17 protein-coding genes are annotated in these 22580 nt (G+C 64.1%); 9 read left to right on the top strand and 8 right to left on the bottom strand.

Annotated elements, in window-relative coordinates:
• Nucleotides 1–126: 126 nt before the first annotated feature.
• The 6 genes from ACVOLS_RS07010 to ACVOLS_RS07035 form a co-directional block, all read right to left on the bottom strand.
• Nucleotides 127–525 carry a RidA family protein gene (locus ACVOLS_RS07010; protein WP_481545008.1) on the bottom strand — a complete coding sequence of 133 codons (399 nt, stop codon included), beginning with the start codon at nt 523–525 and terminating at the stop codon, nt 127–129.
• Nucleotides 526–558: 33 nt separating this feature from the next.
• Nucleotides 559–1998, bottom strand: coding sequence for an N-acyl-D-amino-acid deacylase family protein (locus ACVOLS_RS07015; RefSeq protein ID WP_481545009.1), 1440 nt, complete (start codon nt 1996–1998; stop codon nt 559–561).
• A gap of 3 nt (nt 1999–2001) precedes the next feature.
• Nucleotides 2002–2877 carry a MurR/RpiR family transcriptional regulator gene (locus ACVOLS_RS07020; RefSeq protein WP_481545010.1) on the bottom strand — a complete coding sequence of 292 codons (876 nt, stop codon included), beginning with the start codon at nt 2875–2877 and terminating at the stop codon, nt 2002–2004.
• Between the two features lie 2 nt (nt 2878–2879).
• Nucleotides 2880–4235, bottom strand: coding sequence for a GntT/GntP/DsdX family permease (locus ACVOLS_RS07025; protein WP_481545011.1), 1356 nt, complete (start codon nt 4233–4235; stop codon nt 2880–2882).
• Nucleotides 4236–4258: 23 nt separating this feature from the next.
• Complete coding sequence (locus ACVOLS_RS07030; protein ID WP_481545012.1) at nt 4259–5524, bottom strand: amino acid deaminase; 1266 nt, start codon at nt 5522–5524, stop codon at nt 4259–4261.
• Nucleotides 5525–5649: 125 nt separating this feature from the next.
• Nucleotides 5650–6798, bottom strand: coding sequence for an OprO/OprP family phosphate-selective porin (locus ACVOLS_RS07035; RefSeq protein ID WP_481545013.1), 1149 nt, complete (start codon nt 6796–6798; stop codon nt 5650–5652).
• A gap of 111 nt (nt 6799–6909) precedes the next feature.
• On the opposite strand from ACVOLS_RS07035, the gene ACVOLS_RS07040 reads away from it, so the two are divergent.
• Complete coding sequence (locus tag ACVOLS_RS07040; protein ID WP_481545014.1) at nt 6910–7569, top strand: response regulator; 660 nt, start codon at nt 6910–6912, stop codon at nt 7567–7569.
• A 250-nt stretch (nt 7570–7819) separates the two neighbouring features.
• Here the strand turns inward: ACVOLS_RS07040 and ACVOLS_RS07045 are convergent, their stop codons facing one another.
• On the bottom strand, nt 7820–10462 hold the full coding sequence (locus ACVOLS_RS07045) for a hybrid sensor histidine kinase/response regulator (RefSeq protein ID WP_481545015.1): 2643 nt from the start codon (nt 10460–10462) through the stop codon (nt 7820–7822).
• A gap of 186 nt (nt 10463–10648) precedes the next feature.
• Here ACVOLS_RS07045 and ACVOLS_RS07050 point away from each other — a divergent pair, with 186 nt between their 5' ends.
• Both ACVOLS_RS07050 and ACVOLS_RS07055 read left to right on the top strand, forming a co-directional pair.
• A complete protein-coding gene (locus tag ACVOLS_RS07050; RefSeq protein ID WP_481545016.1) occupies nt 10649–11980 on the top strand; it encodes a dicarboxylate/amino acid:cation symporter in 1332 nt (443 codons plus the stop codon).
• 233 nt (nt 11981–12213) lie between these two features.
• Complete coding sequence (locus ACVOLS_RS07055; protein ID WP_481545017.1) at nt 12214–14505, top strand: NADP-dependent malic enzyme; 2292 nt, start codon at nt 12214–12216, stop codon at nt 14503–14505.
• A 295-nt stretch (nt 14506–14800) separates the two neighbouring features.
• Here ACVOLS_RS07055 and ACVOLS_RS07060 read toward each other — a convergent pair whose 3' ends face one another.
• Entirely contained in the window at nt 14801–15166 is a 366-nt protein-coding gene (locus tag ACVOLS_RS07060) for a helix-turn-helix transcriptional regulator (RefSeq protein WP_481545018.1), read from the bottom strand.
• A 288-nt stretch (nt 15167–15454) separates the two neighbouring features.
• Between ACVOLS_RS07060 and ACVOLS_RS07065 the strand changes: the two genes are divergently transcribed.
• The 6 genes from ACVOLS_RS07065 to ACVOLS_RS07090 all read left to right on the top strand — a co-directional run bounded on the left by ACVOLS_RS07065 (nt 15455) and on the right by ACVOLS_RS07090 (nt 22567).
• A complete protein-coding gene (locus ACVOLS_RS07065; RefSeq protein WP_481545019.1) occupies nt 15455–15973 on the top strand; it encodes a hypothetical protein in 519 nt (172 codons plus the stop codon).
• 20 nt (nt 15974–15993) lie between these two features.
• Complete coding sequence (locus tag ACVOLS_RS07070; protein ID WP_481545020.1) at nt 15994–16707, top strand: HlyD family secretion protein; 714 nt, start codon at nt 15994–15996, stop codon at nt 16705–16707.
• 199 nt (nt 16708–16906) lie between these two features.
• Entirely contained in the window at nt 16907–19651 is a 2745-nt protein-coding gene (locus ACVOLS_RS07075; RefSeq protein WP_481545021.1) for a M16 family metallopeptidase, read from the top strand.
• A gap of 280 nt (nt 19652–19931) precedes the next feature.
• Nucleotides 19932–20129, top strand: coding sequence for a zinc-finger domain-containing protein (locus tag ACVOLS_RS07080; protein WP_282267169.1), 198 nt, complete (start codon nt 19932–19934; stop codon nt 20127–20129).
• Between the two features lie 10 nt (nt 20130–20139).
• Entirely contained in the window at nt 20140–21252 is a 1113-nt protein-coding gene (locus ACVOLS_RS07085) for a glycosyltransferase (RefSeq protein WP_481545022.1), read from the top strand.
• The gene (locus tag ACVOLS_RS07090; RefSeq protein WP_481545082.1) at nt 21233–22567 is read left to right on the top strand and encodes an O-antigen ligase family protein; all 1335 of its coding nucleotides are present in this window, start codon (nt 21233–21235) and stop codon (nt 22565–22567) included. The genes ACVOLS_RS07085 and ACVOLS_RS07090 overlap by 20 nt, the downstream gene beginning before the upstream one ends.
• Nucleotides 22568–22580: the final 13 nt, after the last annotated feature.

Raw genomic sequence — 22580 nt, forward strand, 5'->3', positions numbered from 1 at the left:
TTGGTTTTCAATGCATACCCGCGGTAGGGCCGTGCCAGGCTCGCCAGTGGCATTACGGTTACCGCCTCTGCCGTGCAGGGCTCGGCACCACAGAGAAGCCTGTCCCTGCCGGACGTTACAAAGGCATCAATCGCGCTGCGGGCGCTTGTAGGCCACGCAGTCCACTTCCACCTTGCAGTCCACCACCATGCGGCTTTCCACGCAGGCCCGGGCCGGCGGGTTTTCGCCGAAGTAATGCTTGAACACGCCATTGAAGGCGTAGAAATCACGGGCATCGTCCAGCCACACGCCGCAGCGCACGACATGCTCGGGGCCGTAGCCGGCTTCTGCCAGGATCTCCAGTACATTGCCGATGACAACGTGCGACTGCTCGGTCGCGGTGCCGGCGACCAGTTCGCCGTTGCGCATCGGTACCTGTCCGGATACGAACAGCCAGCCGTCGGCTTCGACCGCGCGCGAGAACGGCATGTGCTGCTTGCCCTGGCCAACGCCGCCTTCGGCGCCATAGCGTTTGATGTCACTCATTGGTATTCCTTATATGGGTACAGCGGTTGCATCTCAGGCTGCTGGTGCAGCCTCGGGGCAGACAAAACGGCCGGCGCGGGCAACGACCTGCTTGCCGTCGTAGCTCAGGCAGCCGTTGACCCAGACTGCGTTGATGCCATCGGCAGCGCGGATCGGGTCGTGGAAGCTGGCGGTGTCGCGTACTCGTGCCGGGTCAAACAGCACCAGGTCGGCGCACCAGCCGGCACGGATGAAGCCGCGCGCGCCCATGGCGAAGCGCGACGCCGGCAGGCCGGTCATCTTGTGCACGGCGGTATGCAGCGGGAACAACTGCTCATCGCGGGCGTAATGGCCGAGCACGCGCGGGAAGGTGCCCCATAGCCGCGGATGCGGGCGCGGATCGCGCGGCAAGCCATCGGAGCCGATCATGGTCAGTGGGTGGGCAAGGATCTGGCGCACGTCGGCTTCGTCCATGCCGTGGTAGACCGCCCCGGCTGGTTGCAGGCGGATCGCGGCATCCAGCAGCGACACATCCCAGTCGGCGGCGATCGCCGCCAGCAGGCGACCGCCCTGGCTGGGCTCGGGCTCGGACCAGGTGATCAGGATGTCGAAGGCGTCGGTGACCTGTTTCAGGTCCAGGGTCGAGGCGCTGGCGGCGTACGGATAGCAGTCACAGGCGACATCCTGGGTGGCCGAGGCGGCGTGAAGGCTGGCCAGCACTTCGCCACTGCGGCCCCAGTTGTCGATGCCGGCGCACTTCAGGTGCGAGACGCGCACTGCAGCCTGCGGTGCACGTGCGGCGTGGAAGGCTTCTTCCATCGCAGCGAGGATGCCGCCGAATTCGTCGCGCAGGTGGGTGGCATACAGCCCGTCGCGCGGCAGTTCCGCCGCCAGCGCATCCACTTCCGACGACGGTGCGCTGAAGGCCGACGCATAGGCCAGGCCGCTGCTCAGGCCGAGTGCACCTTGGGCGAGGCTTTCACGCAGCTGCGTGCGCATCGCGCCGATCTCGTCATCGCTGGCGGCACGGTCGAGCCGGTCCATGTGGTTCTGGCGCAGGGCGGTGTGGCCGACCAGCGCGGCCACGTTCACGGCGGGGCCGGCGAGCTCCACGGCACTGCGGTAGCTGCTGAAATCCGCATAGCGAAAATCCTCGGCATCACCCAGCAGGTTCATCGGGTCCGGTACCTGATCGCGGATATGCACCGGGCTGGCGCTGATGCCGCAGTTGCCGACCACCACGGTGGTCACGCCCTGTGACAACTTGCTGAGCATGTCCGGATTGCGGATCACTTCCAGGTCGTCATGGGTATGCACGTCGATGAACCCCGGTGCCAGCGCCAGCCCCTGCGCGTCGACCACGTGCGCCGCCGGCGCGTCGCCGAGTTGGCCGACTGCTGCGATACGCCCGGCATTGATGGCCACATCACCCTGCACGCCGGCCCGGTCGCTGCCATCGAAGATCAGGGCATTGCGTATCAAGAAATCATGCATGGATCAGTCACCCAGCGGCAGGCGCGAATCACCGCCACGGTGGCGGTCCAGTGCCAGCTTGATGCGGCGCAGATGCTCGTGGTTGGCGTTGGCGTCGTTGAGGGCGGTGGTGGTGGCAAGCACGTCGATCGCCAGCATCATCGCGTAGCGCGACGCCGAGGGCTTGAACACGAAATCGGTTTCCTCGATCTGGATCGGCAGCAGCCAGTCGCTGCGTTCGGCCAGGGCGGTGTTGGCCTGGGTGATGGCGCCGACGCGGGCGCCATACGTGCGTGCGATATCGACCGCCGAGATGATTTCCGGAGTAATGCCACTGACCGACAGCACCAGCACCAGATCCTGCGGTCCAAGCGTGGCGCCAATGATCTTCATCATCAAGGCATCGCTGGAGGCCGAGACAGGACGGCCGAAGCGGACGAAGCGGCTCTGCAGCTCCTGTGCGAATACCGTGGAGCAACCACCGAGACCGAAGATGTGGATCATCCGTGCCTGGCAGATGGCTTCGGCCAGTTCCTGCACCACGTCCTCTTTCAGGTTGGCGATGTTGTGGCGCAGGCTTTCCTGGATGTCATCGCAGATCTGTGCGTACAGCGCGGATACCGGCGGTGCGTTCTGCTGCTCGAGGAAGCGCTTGCCGACCGCGCTGGCCGAGGCCAGCCGTGCACGCAGCTCGCGAACGTGTTCGCAGCCCAGTGCCTTGGCAAAGCGCGAGATGGCGGCGGCGCTGACTTCGGCGCGTTCGGCCAGCTCGCTGACGCCGTACTGCGCGGCGGCATCCACGTCGGCGAGGATGGCCGCGGCAATGCGCGCTTCCACCGGGCTGAACTCGTGCTGGCGCTGGCGCAGCTCATAGACGATATCGAACGTATTCTGCGACATGTTCAAAGCACCATGGACAGGGCCATCACCAAGGACAGGGCGATGACGGAAATAAGGGTTTCGAGCACCGTCCAGGTCTTGAAGGTCTGGGCGACAGTCATGTTGAAGTATTCCTTCACCAGCCAGAAGCCACCGTCATTGACATGTGACAGCACCACCGAGCCGGCACCGGTGGCCAGCACCAGCAATTCAGGGTGGGCGTAGCCCATGGCCGCGGCAATCGGCGCGACGATACCGGAGGCAGTGGTCATCGCCACGGTTGCCGAGCCGGTGGCGATGCGCATCAGGGCAGCCATGGTCCAGCCCATCAGCAGCGGCGACAGCTCGAAGCGCTGCGACAGGCCGATGATCTCGGCGGCCACGCCGGTGTGCACGAGGATGCCGTTGAGGCCGCCACCAGCACCCACCAGCAAGGTGATCGCGGCGGTAGGTGCCAGGCATTCCTGGGTGAACTTGAGGATCTGCTCACGGCTGAAGCCGCGCATCAGGCCCAGGGTGATGAAGCTCATCAGGGTCGCCAGCAGCAGCGCCACCACCGAATGGCCGATGAAGCGCAGACCGTGGTTGAGGGGCGAACCGGGTGTTGCGATCTGGTCGGCCCAGCCGCCAAGCAGCATCAGCACCACCGGTAGCAACAAGGTGGCCAGGGTGATGCCGAAGCTGGGCAGCTGCTCGTCGGGAATGCGGCCATGGCCTTCGTCCAGCAGCGCTGCTTCCATCGGGTTGTGCGCGGGTAGCTTGACGCGTGGCGCGACGAACTTGGCGAATATCGGGCCGGCGACGGCGGCGGTCGGCAAACCGATCAACAGGGAATAGAACACGGTGCGGCCGACATCGGCGCCATAGGCATTCACGGCCAACATCGCCGCCGGGTGCGGCGGCACCAGACCGTGTACCACCGACAAGCCGGCCACCATTGGCAGGCCGACCAGCAGCAGCGGCACGCCGGTGCGGCGGGCGACATTGAGCACGATCGGGATCAGCAGAACGAAGCCGACTTCGAAGAAGATCGGCAAGCCCACGCAGAAAGCGATCAACATCATCGCCCAGTGCACGTTCTTCGTGCCGAAGCGGGCAATCAGGGTGCGCGCGATGCGCTCGGCGCCGCCGGACTCGGCCATCATCTTGCCGAGCATGGTGCCCAACGCGACGATCAGTGCGATATGCCCCAGCGTCTTGCCGACGCCTTGCTCGTAGGCCGGCAGGATCTCCGGCGCCGGCATGCCGGCAAACAGGGCCAAGCCTACCGATACCAAGGTGACACTGATGAAGGGATTGAGTCGGAAGCGGGCGATCAGCACGATCAGTGCAAGGATCGACAATGCGGCGTAGATCAACAGCAGATTACCGTCGGTCATGCGTACAGGCTCGATGGAAGCGGTTAGAACTGCGTGGAAACAGCGCCAACAACGCGATGCGCGTCATCGACCACCAGCAGGTGGCGCCATTTGTCGAAGGTCAGGCAGGGGTGGGAAATATCGAAACAAAGCATGTCGCCCACCTGCAGATCATCATCGGTCCGCAGTTCGAGGAAGGCGTGCTGGTCCATCATCGCGGTGACCTTCCAATGCGCGGCGGCGGCGCTCGGCGCTGTATCGCCGGGGCGATAGTGCAGCGCAGGCACCGGCAAGCCGGCATCGAAGGCGGCATCGCGCTTGCCCAGGCCGATGATGGCCTTGCCCGGTTCCGGACGTGACTGCACGTACGCCCACAGCCGCAGCGCCGGCTGCAGGCTGCTGCCCATGTTGCGCGCGACCGGATTGCTGGCATGGATGCGCTCGGCGGCTTGCCGGTAGATGCCGACGTCGTGGCTGAGATAGCAGCCCGGGCGCAGCACGATCTGCGCGTCCGCATCATTGGCCAGCACGGAGAATTCCTCGGCGACCACGTCGAACCAGGCCGATCCGGCGCCGCTGAGGATGGCCGGCAATTGGCGGAAACCGCCATTGGCCCGGATCGCCTGCCACTGCGCGAGACTGCGCTGCAGCATGGCGCGCACGCCGGGCTCATCGCCAGCCACACCTTCATAGACCTCCACGCCGACCAGCGCGACCGCATCCGGCCAGCGCGCAATTTCGTCCAGCACGGCCTGCGCCTGCGCGTCATCACGCACGCCGGTACGGCCGCCGGCCAGTCCAATCTCCAGCAATACCTTGATCTGCTGCCCGCGCGCGCTGAAGTAGCTGCCCAGCGCGGCCACATTGGCGGCCGAGTCCACCACGCACGCGAACCAGAAGCCGGGATCGCGCTGCTGCAGGGAGGCGATCAGCTCGAAGTTGCCCTTGCCGACCAGCTGGTTGGCCAACAGCACGCGCTGCACGCCCTCGGCATGGGCGGCAACGGTCTGTGGCGCGGCGGCCAAGGTAATGCCCCAGGCACCGGCATCAAGCTGCATGCGGAACAGCGCCGGGCTCATGGTGGTCTTGCCATGCGGCGCCAGCTGGCAGCCGTAGGCCTGCGCAAACTGACGCATCCACTGCAGGTTGTGCTGCAGCGCCGAGGCGCTGAGCACAGCGGCGGGCAGGCTGAGCTGCTCCGCAAGAATTGATGGCGCGGCAGCGGCAATCGATGCCGGGGTCCAGTGGGCGCCACTGGGGAGGCCCTTGCCGACTAGAACTGCTTCGGAGTGAAAGTAATTTTCCTGCACGAATCCTGTCTCTTGCCGTGGTCACCCGGGATTATGGGTGGCTATTGGGGCGAAAAGGGAGGATACGTGAAAATTATTTTCTTGTGTGCGTCGGGCAATCCCACCCCGGCTGGATCGGGTGGGGTCTAGAAGTGCAGCTGGGCGCGTCCGGCGAGCACGCCGGTGTGGTCCAGCGTCCGCCCGAGCAGTTCATCACGACGCCGGCTGTCGGTCCAGTCCAGCATCAGCCGGACGTTCCTGGAGGCGTACCAGTTCACTCCGACGGTCCACGCTTCGGCGGTGACGTCGCGGTGCTGCGCCGGCCATTGGGGGCCATTGATACGGTCGTAGCGGGCGACCAGTTCCCATGCACCGAAGTCACCTTCCGGCTCCAGTTGGACAAAGCGGCCGCCCTTTGCGTCGTAGGGGCGGGATTCCCCCGTAAGCAGCCAGCTGCCCTGCAGATACCCTGCCTGGACTTCGCCGCGCTGCTCGCCGTCGTCGTAACGGGCGCCGCCGTACTCGGCCTGCCATGACCATGGACCGGATACGCCCGCAGCCTCGAAACTGTAGCGGCTGACCGTGACCGCACGACCGCTGCGGAAATCCACCAGCGGGAGCCGTCCGTGCTTGCCGAGGTGGCCGGTGGGCCGAGCCTGCGCGCGCAGCGGCAGTGCGCCATCGGCGCCGGGGTGGCTGTGGCGCTCGCGGGCACCGGAGACGCCAACGTGCAGTACCCGGCCTGGCTGGCGCCACGGTGCGTGACCGACGCGACCGCCGATGACATGCCCCTTGGCCTGCCACACGTCGATGCTTTCCAGGCTGAAGATGCTACTGCTCCAGAAAATGCCGTCATGGTTGCCTTGCGCGCCGATACCCAAGCGGTAAGTCGCGCCCAGCGACTGCACCAGGTAGCTGCGTTCGATGGTCGGCGTATGGTTGGTGCTGCTGCGGTCGTCCAGCGTGTAGAACTGCTTGAACTGTCCAATGGTCAGCTGGGTGTTGCCAATCTTGTGGGTCAGGTAGACGTCGCGTGCGACCGGGCGATGACCGGCGAAGTCTGCCTCCAGCTTGTAGCCGATGCCATGGACCTTGCCGGCAATTCCCAGCCATGCCGCGCGCAGATCGTCCCCGCGGCGTTCGGCCGGGCCACGCGCGTCATTGTCGAAACGGGCAAATTCGTAATACAGGCGGCCGCTGGCGGTGGCGGTGATGTCAGCGCTGGCGAACGCAGCAGGCGCGGCGGCCAGCATCAGCAGGCCGGTGATTGAAACGCGCAGGGTGAAACTGGCCATCCGTTGCCTCGGCACTTTGGGGAGTGCCGCTACGATAGACAGGGCAAGTTTGGTCACCAATAGCGATTTGGGACTAAGGCGGGCAGGTGGCGCCCGTGCCAAACTGGCCGAATGAGCCTGATCAAGGTGCTTGTTGCCGACGACCATCCTTTGTTCCGCGCCGCCGTGCTGCATGCACTGCGCGACGGCGCTGCCGTGGGCGAAATGCTGGAAGTGGCCAGTGTCTCGGCCCTGACCCAGGCGGTGGTCGAGCATGCCGACGTGGATCTGGTCCTGCTGGACCTGACCATGCCCGGTGCGCATGGGTTTTCCTCGTTGGTGTGGCTGCGCGGTGAACGGCCTGAGCTGCCGGTGATCATCATTTCTTCCAATGACAACCCACGGGTAGTCCGCCGTGCCCAGCAGTTCGGTGCGGTCGGCTTCATTCCCAAATCCGCACCGGTGGAGTCGATTGGTGCGGCGGTGGCTGCGGTGATGGAGGGCGATACCTGCTTCCCGCCGCTGGCGGCAGTGCGTTCCGAGCACGACGCCTTGCTGGCCTCGCGGCTGGCACGGCTGACACCGCAGCAGATACGCGTGCTGCTGTGCATGGCCGATGGCTTGCTCAACAAGCAGATCGCCCACGTGCTGGGGCTGGCCGAAAACACGGTGAAGGTGCATGTCACTGCCGTGCTGAAGAAGCTCGAATGCAATAGCCGCACCCAGGCAGCGGTGCTGTTGAAGACGCTGGAGGCGGAATGGGAGCCAGAGTTGCCAGGACCCGCACCGTAGTGCCGAGCCGTGCTCGGCAGGGGCTTTCCAAGCAAACCCATGTAGAGCCGAGCCATGCTCGGCGGGGGCTTTACCGGTAATGCCCCAGCCGAGCATGGCTCGGCTCTACAGGTGAGGGTCTATCGGTAAGGCTCCAGCCGAGCATGGCTCGGCTCTACAGGTGACGGTTTATCGGTAATGCCCCAGCCGAGCATGGCTCGGCCCTGCCTTGCAGTGCCACTTCAACTTCCGCGCTGATAGAAGTGCCACTTCAACTTCCGCGCTGATAGAAGTGCGTCATCAACGAGCGCAGTGCGGCCGTTCGCGCCTGCTTGGAAACAAAGCCCCAGTGGCGATCGCGGGCCAGGTCGCGCAGGTCGGGATCCTGTTCGGCGGTGAACAGGATCACGCCGGGCTCGCTGCCCCAGCGCTCCACCAGCAGCGGCAAGAGGGCAGGGCCGCTGATATCGCCCATGCGTACGTCCAGCAGCAGCATGTCGGGCACATTGTCGGCACGCGTCGCCGCTTGGGCGGCTTCCACGCCACCGGCGAACTCGACTTCGCAGCCCCATCGTTCCAGCAACAGGCGGGTAGCCAGGCTGATGCGGGGGTCGTCGTCGATGCACCAGACCCGGCATCCGGCCAGCAGGGAATCCATCTGCGGCTCCTCCGGCGGACTGACTGGCAAGGTGCCGCAGCCGACGTCGCCCCGCGGCAGGGTCACCGAGAACACGCTGCCACGCCCGGGCGTGGAACGCAGACCAATGCGGTGATCCAGCAGGTGAGCGATGCGGTCCACAATGGCCAGGCCGAGACCGGCCCCCGGCTCTTCGCTTCCGGCGTTGTCGAGGCGACGGAACTCCTCGAAGATTTCCTGCTGGCGGGATTGCGGTATGCCGGTGCCGGTGTCGTGCACTTCGATGCGCAGCTGCGCTCCATCGCGCCGGCAGCCGATCACGATGCGGCCGCTGCGGGTGTAGCGCACCGCATTGGACAGCAGGTTCTGCAGGATGCGCCGCAACAAGGCCTCGTCGCTGCGCACCACCGCGGTGGTGGCGACATGGGTTACCAGCAGGCCGCGCGCGTTGGCGAGAATGCCGAACTCGATGCTCAGCGCCTCCAGCAGCGGCTCCAGTGCGAAGTCGCGGACCCGCTTCTCAAGTGCGCCCGATTCCAACCGCGAGATGTCGAGCAAGCTGGTCAGGATGCCGTCCTGCGCGGTCAATGCATTGTCGACGTTGTCGGCGATGTCGCGGCTGGCGGCATCGGGCAGGCGGCTGCGCAGCGCCGACAGGAACATGCGCGCGGCATTCAGTGGCTGCAGCAGGTCATGTACGGCGGCAGCCACCAGGCGCGTCTTGGCCTGGTTGGCTTCTTCGGCATCGCGTTTGGCGCCGGCCAGGTCGTGGGTGCGCTCGCTGACCCGCAGGCTGAGGGTGTCGGCCAGCGAGCGCAGGTCGCGGGCGGCATTGCGGTAGGCGGTGATGTCGGTATAGCTGGTGACGAAGCCGCCATCCGGCAACGGGTTGCCGCGGATCTCGATCACGTTACCGTCGCCGCTCTCGCGCTCGTGCATGTGCGGGGTGGCTGAGCGCAGGTGATTGAGCCGTCGCTCGATGGCTTCCTCGACTGGACCAGGGCCCAGCAAACCACGGCGTGCGTTGTAGTGGAAGACGTCGGCGATCGGGCGACCTATCTGGATCAATCCGGGCGGAAAACGGAACATTTCAATATAGCGGCGGTTCCAGGCCACCAGGTTGAGCTGTGCATCGACTACGCAGACACCTTGTGGCAAGTGCTGCAGGCTGGCGCTCTCGCCGTAGTCGGCGGAATGGGCGGCATGCACGATGCCGTCCTGGGCGGTGCGCAGCTCCAATGCGTGGAGCTCAACGAGTTGCTCGAGTTCGCGGCGGCTGCGCTCGCGCAGGCGTGCCAGCCGTTGTCGCTGCCACAGTCCATAGCCGAGCAACAGCACCGCGATCAGGCTGGCCATCACCGCGCCGGCGAAGGTGCGCGCGCTGTTGCTGCTGTTTTCCGTGCTACGCAGCAGATGCAGATTCCAACGTTGGTGCGGCAGCGGCTGCGAGACCCAGATGACCTCGCCGGCATCGGGCAGCGTCACCAGCTGCTGGTTCGGCCCCAGCTGCTTGCCTGGCGAGTGTTGCAGCAGTTGCTTTGGCAGATGGGTGTATTGGCGGGTGCGCAGCAGTTCTTCGCGGACGCTGACATCCAGTTCCTGGAGGGTGAAATAGCGCCACGGCCGATGGCTGGACAGGAAGATCACGCCATTGCTGTCACTGACGAAAACCGTATCGGTGGTGTCCGCCCAGGTTTGCTCCAGCGGCCGCAGGATGGCCTTGACCACCACCACGCCGACCGGGTTGCCGCTTTCATCGCGCACCGCTTCGGACAGGAAATAGCCGGGCATGGCGGTGGTGATGCCCTCTGCATAGAAGGTGCCGCTACCTTCGTGCATTGCCTGACGGAAGTAGGGGCGGAACTGATAGTCGTTGCCGACATTGTTGCTGTGGGGCACGCGCCAGTTGCTGGCGGCCAGGGCAACCCCGTTTCGGTCGAGCAGGGTCAGGGTGGAGGTGGAGGCCACGCCATTGACGCGTTCGAGCTTGCGGTTGAGGCGGTCCAGTTCGGCGCGGCTGATTGTCGTGCGCGCCAGCGCGCTGCGTACATCCGGATCCAATGCCAGCACCGCTGGCAGCACCCGATGGCGTTCGATCAGGGCCTGCAGTGCCTCGCCATGCAGGTGCAGTTGCGTCTTCGCCCGCGCGCCATCGCCGACGAGGCTGCTGCGCTCGAAATGGCGCAGCGCCACCAGGCTGATCGCAGCAACGGCAAGGGCGGCTGCGAGCGGCAGCAGCCAGCGCATGCGGCGGCGATGGGAGGGAAAGAACGGCATGACCGTGATGGTCTGGCAGGCCTGCGGCGGGCAGCCATAGGTCTGGTCCGGTTATTGGTGTGCCGGGCCAAAAAACGGTGATCCGGTTTCGTTTGTGTGCGGCGGACTAACACCAATGCGTTATCGGCGGCGTGCACTTCGGCGCGTACAAAACCTCCCGTAGTGAATCTTCGAGGTTTCTCCGCCATGCATGCTCCTTCCGTCACTGTTGCCAGCCCGCATGTGCGCCGGCTGCCGCTGTACCGCCAGCTTTACGTGCAGGTGCTGGTTGCGATTGCGCTGGGCGTGCTGCTTGGCCATTTCGAGCCGGTGCTCGCCGAGCAGCTGAAGCCATTGGGCGATGCCTTCATCAAGCTGGTGAAGATGATCATCGCGCCGGTGATCTTCCTGACCATCGTCACCGGCATTGCCGGCATGACCCACCTGCGCAGCGTCGGCCGCGTGTTTGCCAAAGCGATGGCCTATTTCATGTTCTTCTCCACGCTGGCGCTGGTGGTCGGCATGGTGGTGGCACACGTGGTGCAGCCTGGGGCCGGCATGAACATCAATCCGGCTGATCTGGACCAGAGCGCGGTGGATGGCTACGTGCAGCGCTCGCACGAACTGAGCCTGGTCGGCTTTGCGCTGGACATCATCCCCAAGACCCTGGTCAGCTCCTTCGTCGGCGACAACATTCTGCAGGTGCTGTTCGTTGCGGTGCTGTTCGGTATCGCCCTGGCCTCGGTTGGGGAGAAGGGGCGCCCGGTGTTGGCGCTGCTGGATGCACTGACCATGCCGGTGTTCAAGTTGGTGCACCTGCTGATGAAGGCGGCGCCGATCGGTGCGTTTGGCGCGATTGCCTTCACCATCGGCAAGTACGGCATCGCCTCGCTGGTGAATCTGGCCTGGTTGGTTGGCTCCTTTTACCTGACCTCACTGCTGTTCGTGGTGGTGGTCCTGGGCGCAGTGGCGCGCTTTTGTGGGTTCTCGGTGTTCAAACTGGCCCGCTACCTGAAGGCGGAGCTGCTACTGGTGCTGGGCACGTCCTCGTCGGAGTCGGCGCTGCCATCGCTGATGGAGAAGATGGAAAAGGCCGGTTGCAGCAAGTCCGTCGTTGGCCTGGTGGTGCCAACCGGCTATTCATTCAACCTGGACGGCACCAACATCTATATGACGCTGGCGGCGCTGTTCATCGCCCAGGCGACCAATACCGAGCTGAGCCTGGGCCACCAGATCGCGCTGTTGCTGGTCGCCATGCTCAGCTCCAAGGGCGCGGCCGGGGTCACTGGTGCGGGTTTCATCACCTTGGCCGCCACCTTGGCGGTGGTGCCGGAGGTCCCGGTGGCTGGCATGGCATTGATTCTTGGCGTGGATCGTTTCATGAGCGAATGCCGGTCCTTGACCAATTTCATCGGCAATGCGGTGGCAACGGTGGTGGTTTCGCGCTGGGAGGGCGCGCTGGATCGGCAGCGCCTGCGGCGGGTGCTGGATGGCGCAGAGCCGTCGGAGCTGCCCCCGCCGCCGGCGGTCGAGGCCTGAGGTTTACCTGTGTGTGTGTGTTTGCGCGGGGCTGGCCACCGAGCGGGCGGCCCCGCGATTTTTTTGCGTCCCGGGTTTGTCATGCCCAGGACTGAAACTGGCGCGCATGCGGTGGTGTGGAAAGTCCGGAATTGTGCGGTTGCAGCATGAATGCGACAGCGTAGCGACAGGTCCAACTGCCTTAACGGCGTTATCATCTCCCGTCCTTCTTGCCCATTAGCGCTCACAACTCGATGTCCAACGAAGATTTCAAGCAGGCCGCCCTCGAATATCACCGGATGTCGCCGCCAGGCAAGATCAAGGTGGTGGCTACCAAGCCCATGTTGACCCAGCGTGACCTGTCGCTGGCGTATTCGCCGGGTGTGGCCCATGCCTGCGAAGCGATCATGGAAGACCCGGCCATGGCCAGCGAGATGACCGCACGCGGCAATCTGGTTGGTGTGATCACCAACGGCACTGCCGTGCTTGGCCTGGGCAATATCGGCCCGCTGGCCGGCAAGCCGGTGATGGAAGGCAAGGGTGTGCTGTTCCAGAAGTTCGCCGGCATCGACGTGTTCGACATCGAAGTCGACGAGAACGACCCGGACAAGCTGGTCGAGATCATCGCCTCGCTGGAGCCGACCTTCGGCGGCATCAACCTGGAAGACATCAAGGCGCCGGAGTGCTTCATCGTCGAGCGCAAGCTGCGCGAGCGGATGAACATTCCGGTGTTCCATGACGACCAGCACGGCACCGCGATCATCGTCGGCGCGGCGGTCCTCAACGCCATGTGCATCACCGGCAAGAAGATCGAAGAGGTCAAGCTGGCCACCACCGGCATGGGCGCGGCGGGTATCTCCTGCGTCAACATGCTGGTTTCCTTGGGTTTGAAGCCGGAGAACATCCTGGCCTATGACCGCGACGGCGTGATCCATACCGGCCGTACCGACCTGGATCCGGAAAAGGCGCGCTACGCCCGTGATACCGACAAGCGCACGCTGGCCGAGATCGTCGATGGTGCCGACATCTTCCTGGGCCTGTCGGCGGGCGGCATCCTCACCAAGGACATGGTCGCCAGCATGGCGCGTGACCCGGTTATCTTCGCCCTGGCCAACCCCTACCCGGAAATCCTCCCGGAAGACGCCAATTCGGTGCGCTCGGACGTGATCATGGGTACGGGCCGTTCGGACTACCCGAACCAGGTCAACAACGCGCTGTGCTTCCCGTACCTGTTCCGCGGTGCGCTGGACGTTGGCGCGACCACCATCAACGAAGAAATGAAGGTTGCCTGCGTGCGCGCGATTGCCGCGCTGGCCCGCAAGGAAGCCTCCGACCTGGGCGCCGCCTACGGCGGTGATGTGCCCAGCTTCGGCCGCGACTACGTGATCCCGCGTCCGTTCGACCGCCGCCTGCTGGTGGAACTGTCCTCCGCCGTGGCCCAGGCCGCGATGGATTCGGGCGTTGCTACCCGCCCGATCGCCGACATGGGCGCCTACCGCGACAAGCTGGCCCAGTTCGTCTACCGCACCAGCCTGTTCATGAAACCGGTCTACGACCGTGCGCGTTCGGACAAGCAGCGCGTGGTCTACGCCGAGGGCGAAGAAGAAGTGGTGCTGCAGGCGGTGCAGAACGTGATCGACGAAGGTGTTGCTTTCCCGATCCTGATCGGCCGTCCAGACGTGATCGAAGCCCGCATCGAGCGGTTGGCGCTGCGCATGCGTGCCGGTGTCGATTTCGAAATCACCAACATCAACGACGACCCGCGCTTCAACGACTACTGGCAGTACTACCACGAGATGACCGGCCGCAAGGGCGTCACCGTGGCAGCCGCCAAGAACCTGATGCGCTCGCGTCCGACCCTGATCGCGGCGGTGATGGTTGCCCGTGGTGAAGCCGATGCGATGTTGTCGGGCCTGGTCGGCCGCTTCCACAAGAAGCTTGGCTATGTCCGCAGTGTGATTCCGCTGGAAGCCAAGGTCAGCTCGACCTCGGCGATGACCGGCGTGATCAACAACCAGGGCGTGTTCTTCTTCGTCGACACGCATGTGCAGGAAGACCCGAGCGTCGAGCAGATCGTCGAATCGACCCTGCAGGCGGCGTATCGCATGAAGCTGTTCGGCATTGAGCCGAAGATCGCGCTGCTGTCGCATTCCAACTTCGGTAGCCACGATTCCAAGGACGCACTGAAGATGCGTCAGGTAAGAGAGGCCTTGCTCAAGCGCAACCCGCGCTTGAACGTGGACGGCGAAATGCAGGGCGACACCGCATGGGATGAAGCACTGCGCGAGAAGTTGCTGCCCAACAGCACACTCAAGGGCCGTGCCAACCTGTTCGTGCTGCCGAACCTGGAAGCGGCCAACATCGCCTACAACCTGGTGCGCGTGTTCACCAATGGCGTGGCGATTGGTCCGATCCTGATGGGCATGACCAAGCCGGTGCATATCCTGACCAGCAGTGCCAGCTCGCGCCGCGTGCTGAACATGACTGCGATTGCCGCGGTCGATGCGCAGATCCGCAAGCAGATGGAAGCCGACCGCGCGGGTTGATTGCCAACCCGCATGCGTCAAAGCAGAGCCGGCCTTGTGCCGGCTTTTCTTTTGCGTGAAATACGGGAGCTGGTGGTCCTTTGTGGGAGGGGCGCTTTGTAGGAGCGGCGTCAGCCGCGAAGCAGATACCCCATCAGATCGAAAAATCGCTTGATACTTCAGCAATGTCAGCTTCGCGGCTGACGCCGCTCCTACAGGCAGTGCCGCATCCATCGCGGGTGCCACACCCAACGCGTGGGAGTGGCGAAAGCTGCGGAAAGGCGGCACCGATTGAACCATCGGTCGCCGCCGAGCATCAGAACTGCGGAATCTTCTGCGCCTCCACTATCTGCAAGACCAGTTTGCGGGTGGCCGCGCGGCAGGATCGATACGCCAGCAACAACCTCCGCTCCGATGGATCGTCCACCAGCTCCGCGTTCTCACCGGGTATTGCAGCAGAGACTGCATCCAGTTCACCTCGCCCCGTCGCCAGCCATTCAAATGAAACATCCGTCACCAATGCAATGGTGATCAAACGCATCGTGCTGGGCGATATGCCCGTCGGACTTTCCCAGTTTCCCACCGCGCTACGGCTTACTTTCAGTTGGCCTGCCAACTCCGCCTGCGTCATCTTCATCTTCCTCCGCGCTTTGCGGATGCGGATTCCCAGATGGTCATGCATAAATTTCTCCTCGAGCGTTGACCATGAGAGCCGACTAAAAGCCTAAGCCATTGCGAGCTTGCGCAGTCGGCAAAGACTTATTGTCAATGTTCATTACGTCCGTGGATTATCGGAACGAAACTCGTCATCGATATTGACGACTTTTGCCAATGTAAATTGCACCCTCTGCTCACGCGCCTCGATAACGTTAGGCTGCGACGCAGGCGGTAATTAATGTTGGATGGTCGTCGGTATAACGCTGACAGATTGATGAGTTTTTTTCTTAAGCGTTGAGCTCTTGGTGCACGCGTGGCGCAAACCGAATCGAATGAAAAACTGGAGTCTGTCGATCGTCGCTGGTGGTCATGGATGGAACTCAATCGGCGCGCAAAACTGTGCCTGTATTCAATAGGTACATTCGTGCTTTTGGTTGTCGTGACGATGGCACTGGTCATTCGCGGCGGCAATGAGGCCGCTGTGGTGGCTGGCCGGCTGGTTCCGGTACAGGGAATGGCGACGGTGTTGGCTCCAGTGGCCGGTGTTGTTCGTTGGCTGGATGCTGATGATGGCAAGCGTGTGGTCGAGGGCGATACGTTGGCCTTGGTAGCTGCACCGCGCGCGATGCCTGAACTCGGTGACGCCAACCTGGCGCTGGAACATGGCCTGCAACAGAAGCAGGACAGCTTCGCGTTGGCGCGCGACGCGCTGAAAGAGCAGTTGACGGCTCAGGCCACAGGCAGATGCAGGCGGCCCGCGCAGAGGCGCAGCAGATCGCACTGGAGGTCGCCACGCGGCGTGAGCAGATTCGGATCGCCGGCGACGTACTGACGAGGCGGCGAGGGTTTGAAATGGCGTCTGCCGCCGGTCTTGCCGCTGCGGAACAGCAGGAAGCGCTGGTGTTGGAATACACCGTGCAGCTGCAAGCGCTGCGCCGGCAGCAAGCCACCACGCAGCGTCTCATTGCGCAGTTGAAGCAAGCCATGCAGGAATTGCCGGGGCGACAGAAGGCCAACGACGCCATCTATGCGGAGCATCTGGCACAGTTACGCCTGGATCAGGTTGAGAACGAAGCCAGTGCTGCCTTGCTGGTGAAAGCGCCGGTAGATGGCGTGGTGGTCGCACGGATGGTCAAGCCGGGGCAATCGGTGCAGCTTGGCCAGCCGCTGCTCAGCGTACTGCCCGGTGACGGCCGGCTCGAGGCCGAGCTGATGGTGCCGGGGCGCGCGATCGGGGCAATGGCGCCTGGTGATCGGGTTGTACTGCGCTATCAGGCATTTCCGCATCAGAAGTTCGGTACGCAGCATGGCACCATCGCGCACATCAGTCGTACTGCGGTTGACAGTGAAGAGGCCAGCTTCGCAGTGGAGCTTCCCGCGATGAAGGAGGCCTTCTATCGCGTGACCGTCGAGTTGGCCAATCAGGCGATTGTGGCCCATGGCCGTTTGGAGCCGCTCAAGCCCGGCATGATGCTGGATGCGCAGGTTGCCGGCGAACGGGAACCGTTGAGTGATCGTTTGCTGCAGCCCATGTATTCGTTCGGGGGCTGGTTGGGCGGGCGCTGATGTCATGGGGCTGCCATGCTTGCAGGATCTGGTTGATTGGCCGCGCCGGGAAGCTGGATTGGCCACTTTTTCGCCACAAAATAGCTGGCTTTTGCGATGATTGGCGCTGGCACCGTGCTCGCACGCCATGCGTTGCCGGGAGCGCCGTGCATATGGGTTTGTGCGTTGATCGACGACTAACGAGGACTGGATTCCGATGATGAAATTTCCGTGTGCTGGCTTGGCTATGGCGCTTTGCTTGGCAGTGGCGCCAGTGGCGCGGGCAAAGCTGGTTGTGGCGACGATGCCCGCCAGTGCACAGGCCGGTCCCTGCGTCGAAGGTGTGTGTGAGTACCGTTTGCAGAATGGCCTGCGCGTGTTGTTGTTTGCCGATGCCAGCAAGCCAACGGTCACCGTCAATCTGGTCTACGGCGTTGGCTCGCTGCATGAAAACTACGGCGAGACCGGCATGGCGCATCTGCTTGAGCACCTGATGTTCAAGGGCACGCCCAAACACCCGGATATACCGGCGGAAATGCAGCGGCGCGGGGTCAGCAAGAATGCGACCACTTCGCTGGATCGCACCAACTACTTCGCTTCGTTCCCGGCCAACGACGATACCTTGGACTGGGTGCTGGGGATGGAAGCCGACCGCATGCTCAACGCCAAGGTGGCCAAGGCCGACCTTGACAGCGAGATGACGGTTGTCCGCAATGAGATGGAAGCTGGCGACAACAGCCCGATCGGCGTGCTGATGAAGCGCATGCGCTCGGTGGCCTTTGATTGGCACAACTATGCCAACATGCCGATTGGCGCGCGTTCGGATGTGGAGAACGTGCCGATCGAGAACCTGCAGGCCTTCTACCGCACCTGGTATCAGCCGGACAATGCCTTGTTGATCGTCGCTGGACGCATCGACAGCGAGCAGGTGCTGGCGCGGGTTGCCACGCATTTCGCACCGTTGAAGAAGCCGCTGCGGACCAAACCCAGCTTCCACACCGTTGAGCCGGTGCAGGACGGTGAGCGCGAAGTCAGCGTGCGGCGCAGCAGTGATCTGTCGCTGATTGCTGCCAGTTATCACGTGCCGGCGCTGGCCCAGGCCGACAGCGCGCCGCTGGCGGTGCTGGGCAATGTGTTGGGGGACAATCCCAATGGCCGCCTTTACAAGGCGATGATGGAAACCAAGCTGGCGGCCTTTGCCGGCGCCAGCAGCGAGACCCTGCATGATCCGGGTCTGTTCACCCTGGTGTCGGTGTTGCCCAAGGATGGCGACCCGGACAAGGTGGAAGCCGAGTTGTTGAAGCAGGCAGAAGCCATCGCGGCGACACCGGTCACCGACGCGGAAGTGACTGCCGCCAAGCAGCGTATCGGCAATGCCATCGACAAGCGTGCCAGCGACGTCAACGCGATGGCGATGGCCTTGTCCGAGTACCAGGCCGCTGGCGATTGGCGCTTGCTGTTCGTGCAGCGCGACGCAATCGAAGGGGTGACTGCTGCCGACGTGAATCGTGTCGCGGCGGCGTATCTGAAGCCGCAGAACCGTACGCTCGGCCGCTTTGTGCCCACTGCCGCGCCGGATCGTGCGGTGATTCCCGCGGCACCGGCAGTTGCAAGCCTGGTGGATGGCTACAAGGGACGTGCCGCGGTCAGCGCGGGTGAAGCCTTCGACCCCAGCGTCGAAAACATCGCCGCGCGTACCGAGAGTTTTGTCATCGGCGACGGGCTGCGGGTTTCATTGCTGCCCAAGCGCAATCGTGGGCAGACGGTGGCGTTGACTGCCACCTTCCGCTTCGCTGACGAGCAGCTCATTACCGGGCGTGGCGAGGCCGGTAGCTGGGTCGGACCGATGCTGATGGCGGGTAGCACGCGCATGGATCGTGGCCAGATAGCGGCTCGCTTTGATGCGCTCAACACCCAGGCGCAGGTGAGCGGCGGTATGCAAAGTGCCGGCATCGGCCTCAGCAGCAAGCGCGAGAGCCTGGCCGAGGCGCTGCGGCTGGCGGCCGATGTGCTGCGGCACCCAGCCTTCCCGCCGGCCGAGTTCGAGCAGCTGCGGCTGCAGGCAATCACTGGGCTGGAGTTCCAGCGCAAGGAGCCTGGGACCTTGGCATCGCTGGCCTTGAGCCAGTATTTCGATCCGTGGCCGGTTGGGCATCCGCTGCACGTGCTATCGGTCGACGAGTCACTGGCCCGACTGAAGGCGCTCAAGCTGGACGACGTGCGTGCTTATCACAGGGATTTCTACGGCACTGCGGAAGGTGAGATCGCGGTGGTTGGCGATTTCGATCCAGTGGCATTGAAAGCCGAGTTGCAGGCCTTGTTCGGCGACTGGAAGTCGCCCAAGCCCTATGCGCCGATCAGCACCCATTACCGGAATGTCGCCGCCACGCACGAGCGCTTCGTCACCCCTGACAAGCCCAATGCGGTGCTGCTTGCGCGGCAGAACATCTCGATCAATCTGGCCGACGCGGACTTCGCGGCGCTGAATATCGCCATCGCCATCCTCGGTGGCGACCCACTCAAGGCGCGTCTGGGCGAGCGCATCCGCCAGAAGGATGGCCTGAGTTACAACGTCGGTGCTGGCCTAAGTGCTGATGAAAGCCGCACTGGGCGCGATGACAACGGCAGCCTGAGCATCCAGGCCATCGCTGCGCCGGAAAACATGGGCAAGCTGGAGGCTGCACTGCGTGAGGAGCTAGCCCGGTTGGTCGCCGACGGCATCACTGTGGAGGAGCTGCGCAGCGCGGTGGCCGAAAAGAAGGTGGCACGTGAGCAGTCACGGGCGGCCGATGGTGCCATCGCCGGGTTGTTGAGCGACCACCTGTACTACGGCCGTGACATGACCTTTGAAGCGCAACGTGATGCTGCCTACCAGGCACTGACGGTGGAGCAGGTCAACGCCGCCATCCGCAAGCACCTCAAGCCGGAACGGCTGAGCGTGTTTGTTGCCGGGGACTTCAAGTAACGGCGGCGTCCGGCAAGCGGGCAACGGGGCGGTCGGCGGCCGTCCTGTTGCTGACCGCAATCGATAGCACTGGGCCTTGGTAGCGGGAGCTTCCACTGTCCTGGCGAACAGGATCGCTGCCCACTCGGTCCTGGCCGAACCAGGGAGCGGGGCAGGGTGGCTCTTTCCCCGTCGTGGCGGGGGCCTGACCGGCTTTTTGCCTTCCACGCTGCTTCGAAGCGGCCGCACCGGCCCGGCGCTGCTAGAATTGCGCGGACCTGGTTTTTTTGTGAATGACGCCATGAGCCATACCGCCACCGCGCCCGCCAACGCCGAGAAGCGTTACACCGTGCACCGCGCTGACCTGCCGCTGAGCTGCCCGACGCCGGAAATGGCACTGTGGAACTCGCACCCGCGGGTTTACCTGCCGATCGAGAACGAACCCAATGGCGAGGCTGCCTGCCCGTATTGCGGTTCGGTATTCGTACTGGCCGACTGATCGCTGACCGATGCGCCGTTTGACGGTGGTGCAGTTGCTGCCGGCGCTGCATTCCGGCGGCGTCGAGCGTTCTACTCTGGAAATTGCAGCGGCACTGGTGGCGGCCGGTCACCGGGCCATTGTCGTGTCCGCGGGTGGCCGCCTGGTGCAGCCACTACTGGACAGCGGTGCCGAGCATCTGACCCTGGACATCGGCCGCAAGTCGCTGCTGACCCTGCGTCATGTGGCGTCGCTGCGGCGCCTGTTCAGCGAAACCGGCGTCGACATCGTGCACGCGCGTTCGCGCTTGCCGGCCTGGCTGGGCTGGTATGCGCTGCGCGGCATGCCAGCGAGCCAGCGTCCGCACTGGATGACCACCATGCATGGGCTGAACTCGCCCGGCCGTTACAGCGGCATCATGGCCAGTGGTGAGCGGGTGATCTGTGTATCGCAGACCGTGCGTGACTATCTGCTTGAGCATTATCGAGATACCGATCCGGCCAAACTGCGGGTGATACCGCGCGGTGTGGACGTGGCCCAGTTCCCGCGCGTGGAGCGCAGCGACCGCCGGCCGCGTCTGGCGGTGGCCGCGCAACATCCGCGACTGGGCGCGCAGGCGCCATTATTGCTGTTGCCCGGGCGTGGCACCCGCCTGAAGGGCCATGCGCACGCGTTGCAGCTGTTGGCAGCCTTGCAGCGCGAAGGCCAACCGGCAATGTTGTGGATGCCCGGTGTGCGCGAGCCCGGACGCGAGGCCTATGTGCGCGAGCTGGAACAGCTGGCGCAGACGCTGGGTGTAGCCGATCAAGTGGTGTTGAGTGAACCCACCAACCGTATTGCCGAGGCTTACGCCGCCAGCGATCTGGTGCTGCAGCTTTCGGACAAGCCAGAAGCATTCGGCCGCACGGTGCTGGAAGCGCTGTCGGCGGGTCGCCCGGTGGTTGGCTGGAACCATGGCGGGGTGGGCGAGTTGCTCAGCCAGTTGCAGCCTTCCGGCGCGGTCGCGCAGGGTGACCTGCAGCAGTTGACGCAACGCGTGCTGCAGCTGCTGCAGGCCCCCCCGTCGCTTCCGCGAAAAATTCCCTATACGTTGCAGGCCATGCAGCGTGCGACTCTGGATGTCTATGCAGAATTCGGTAGCTGATCGGTCTTATGTAGCGACGCCACGGCCGGCGGGCTGGTGGGCGCCGATCTGGGTCATCGCCTATGTGGCTTTGTTGCCGTTGCCGGGCATCGCCGAGTCGGTACTGGTACTGGGTGCCTTGTTCACCGTGCTGCGCTTGTTGCTGTTGCGGCTGAAAGAGGGTGACGGTATCCGCAGCCTGTTGGGTGTGCCGGCATTGGCACTGACAAGTGTGCTGTTCTGTGCGTACTGGCTGCCGCAGCTTGGCTCGGCGGTAGGCGCGGAGGATCCGGGCAAAGTTTGGGGCAAGGTCGCTGCCGGGCTGCGCTACCTGCCTTTCATGTGGCTGGTGGCGATAGCAGTAGGTACAAGCCAGCGGCGAAACACCACCTTTACCGGTCTGGCGGTGGTCACGGCGCTATGGACGCTTGATGCATTGCTGCAGGCGGGTATTGGAACCAGTCCCTTGTTCTGGAGCCTGGATCAGCTCAAATGGCTGAGCAGTGGGCACGGCCTGTGCACCTTGCAGGAAGTTGCCGCGGCCGATCGCCTGCCCGGCATCTTCGGGCCGTGCAATCTGAAATTCGGCCAGGTGCTGGCCAGTCTGTCGCCATTCCTGCTGTTTTTTGTCGGCGCACGCTTGGGACGTTTGGGCTGGTTGTTGAGCGCCGCTGCAGTCGGCGTGGTGCTGGTGCTCGCTGGTTCGCGCGCTTCGTTGATTACCTATGCGCTGGTGCTGCTGGTTTCCGGTTGGCGCCTGCTGGGGGCCAAGTGGCTGCTGCTGGTGATGCTGGCCGGTGTTGTCGGCATTGGCGCGTTGGCGGCGGGCTCGGCGCAGGTGCGTGAGCGTTTTGCGCGTACCGCAATGGCGTTCAGTGGAGGTGCTGACGGGGTAAACGAGGCGCTATCCGGGCGTAGTCAGATCTGGTCGGCTGCGCTGTGCATGGTGCGCGAGCACCCGATCAACGGCGTTGGTGCGCGCGGTTTCCGCGATGCCTATCCGGGCTGTAACCCAAGCCCTGAGCAGAATCCGGTTTGGGGCGAAGGCCCGGCCCTGCACGCCCACCAGATCGTGCTGGAGATCCTCGCCGAGACGGGGGGGCTTGGGCTGTTGCTGTGGATTGCCGGCGCGGCGATGGCGCTGCGCGCCTGGATCTACTCCGGGCCGCAGGCGCGTGATCGGGCGCGTCCGGCGGCGCTGGCCTTGGCGGTAACGGTCTTCCCGCTCAATACCCACCTGGCGTTCTATTCCGCCTTCTGGGGCGGGTTGACGGTGTTGCTGGCGGCGCTGTACGCCGGTGCCTTGCTGGCCGAGCCAGCGCAACGCGATAACTGAGCCGGTAACCCGC

This window comes from Stenotrophomonas sp. STEN038, assembly GCF_056759895.1.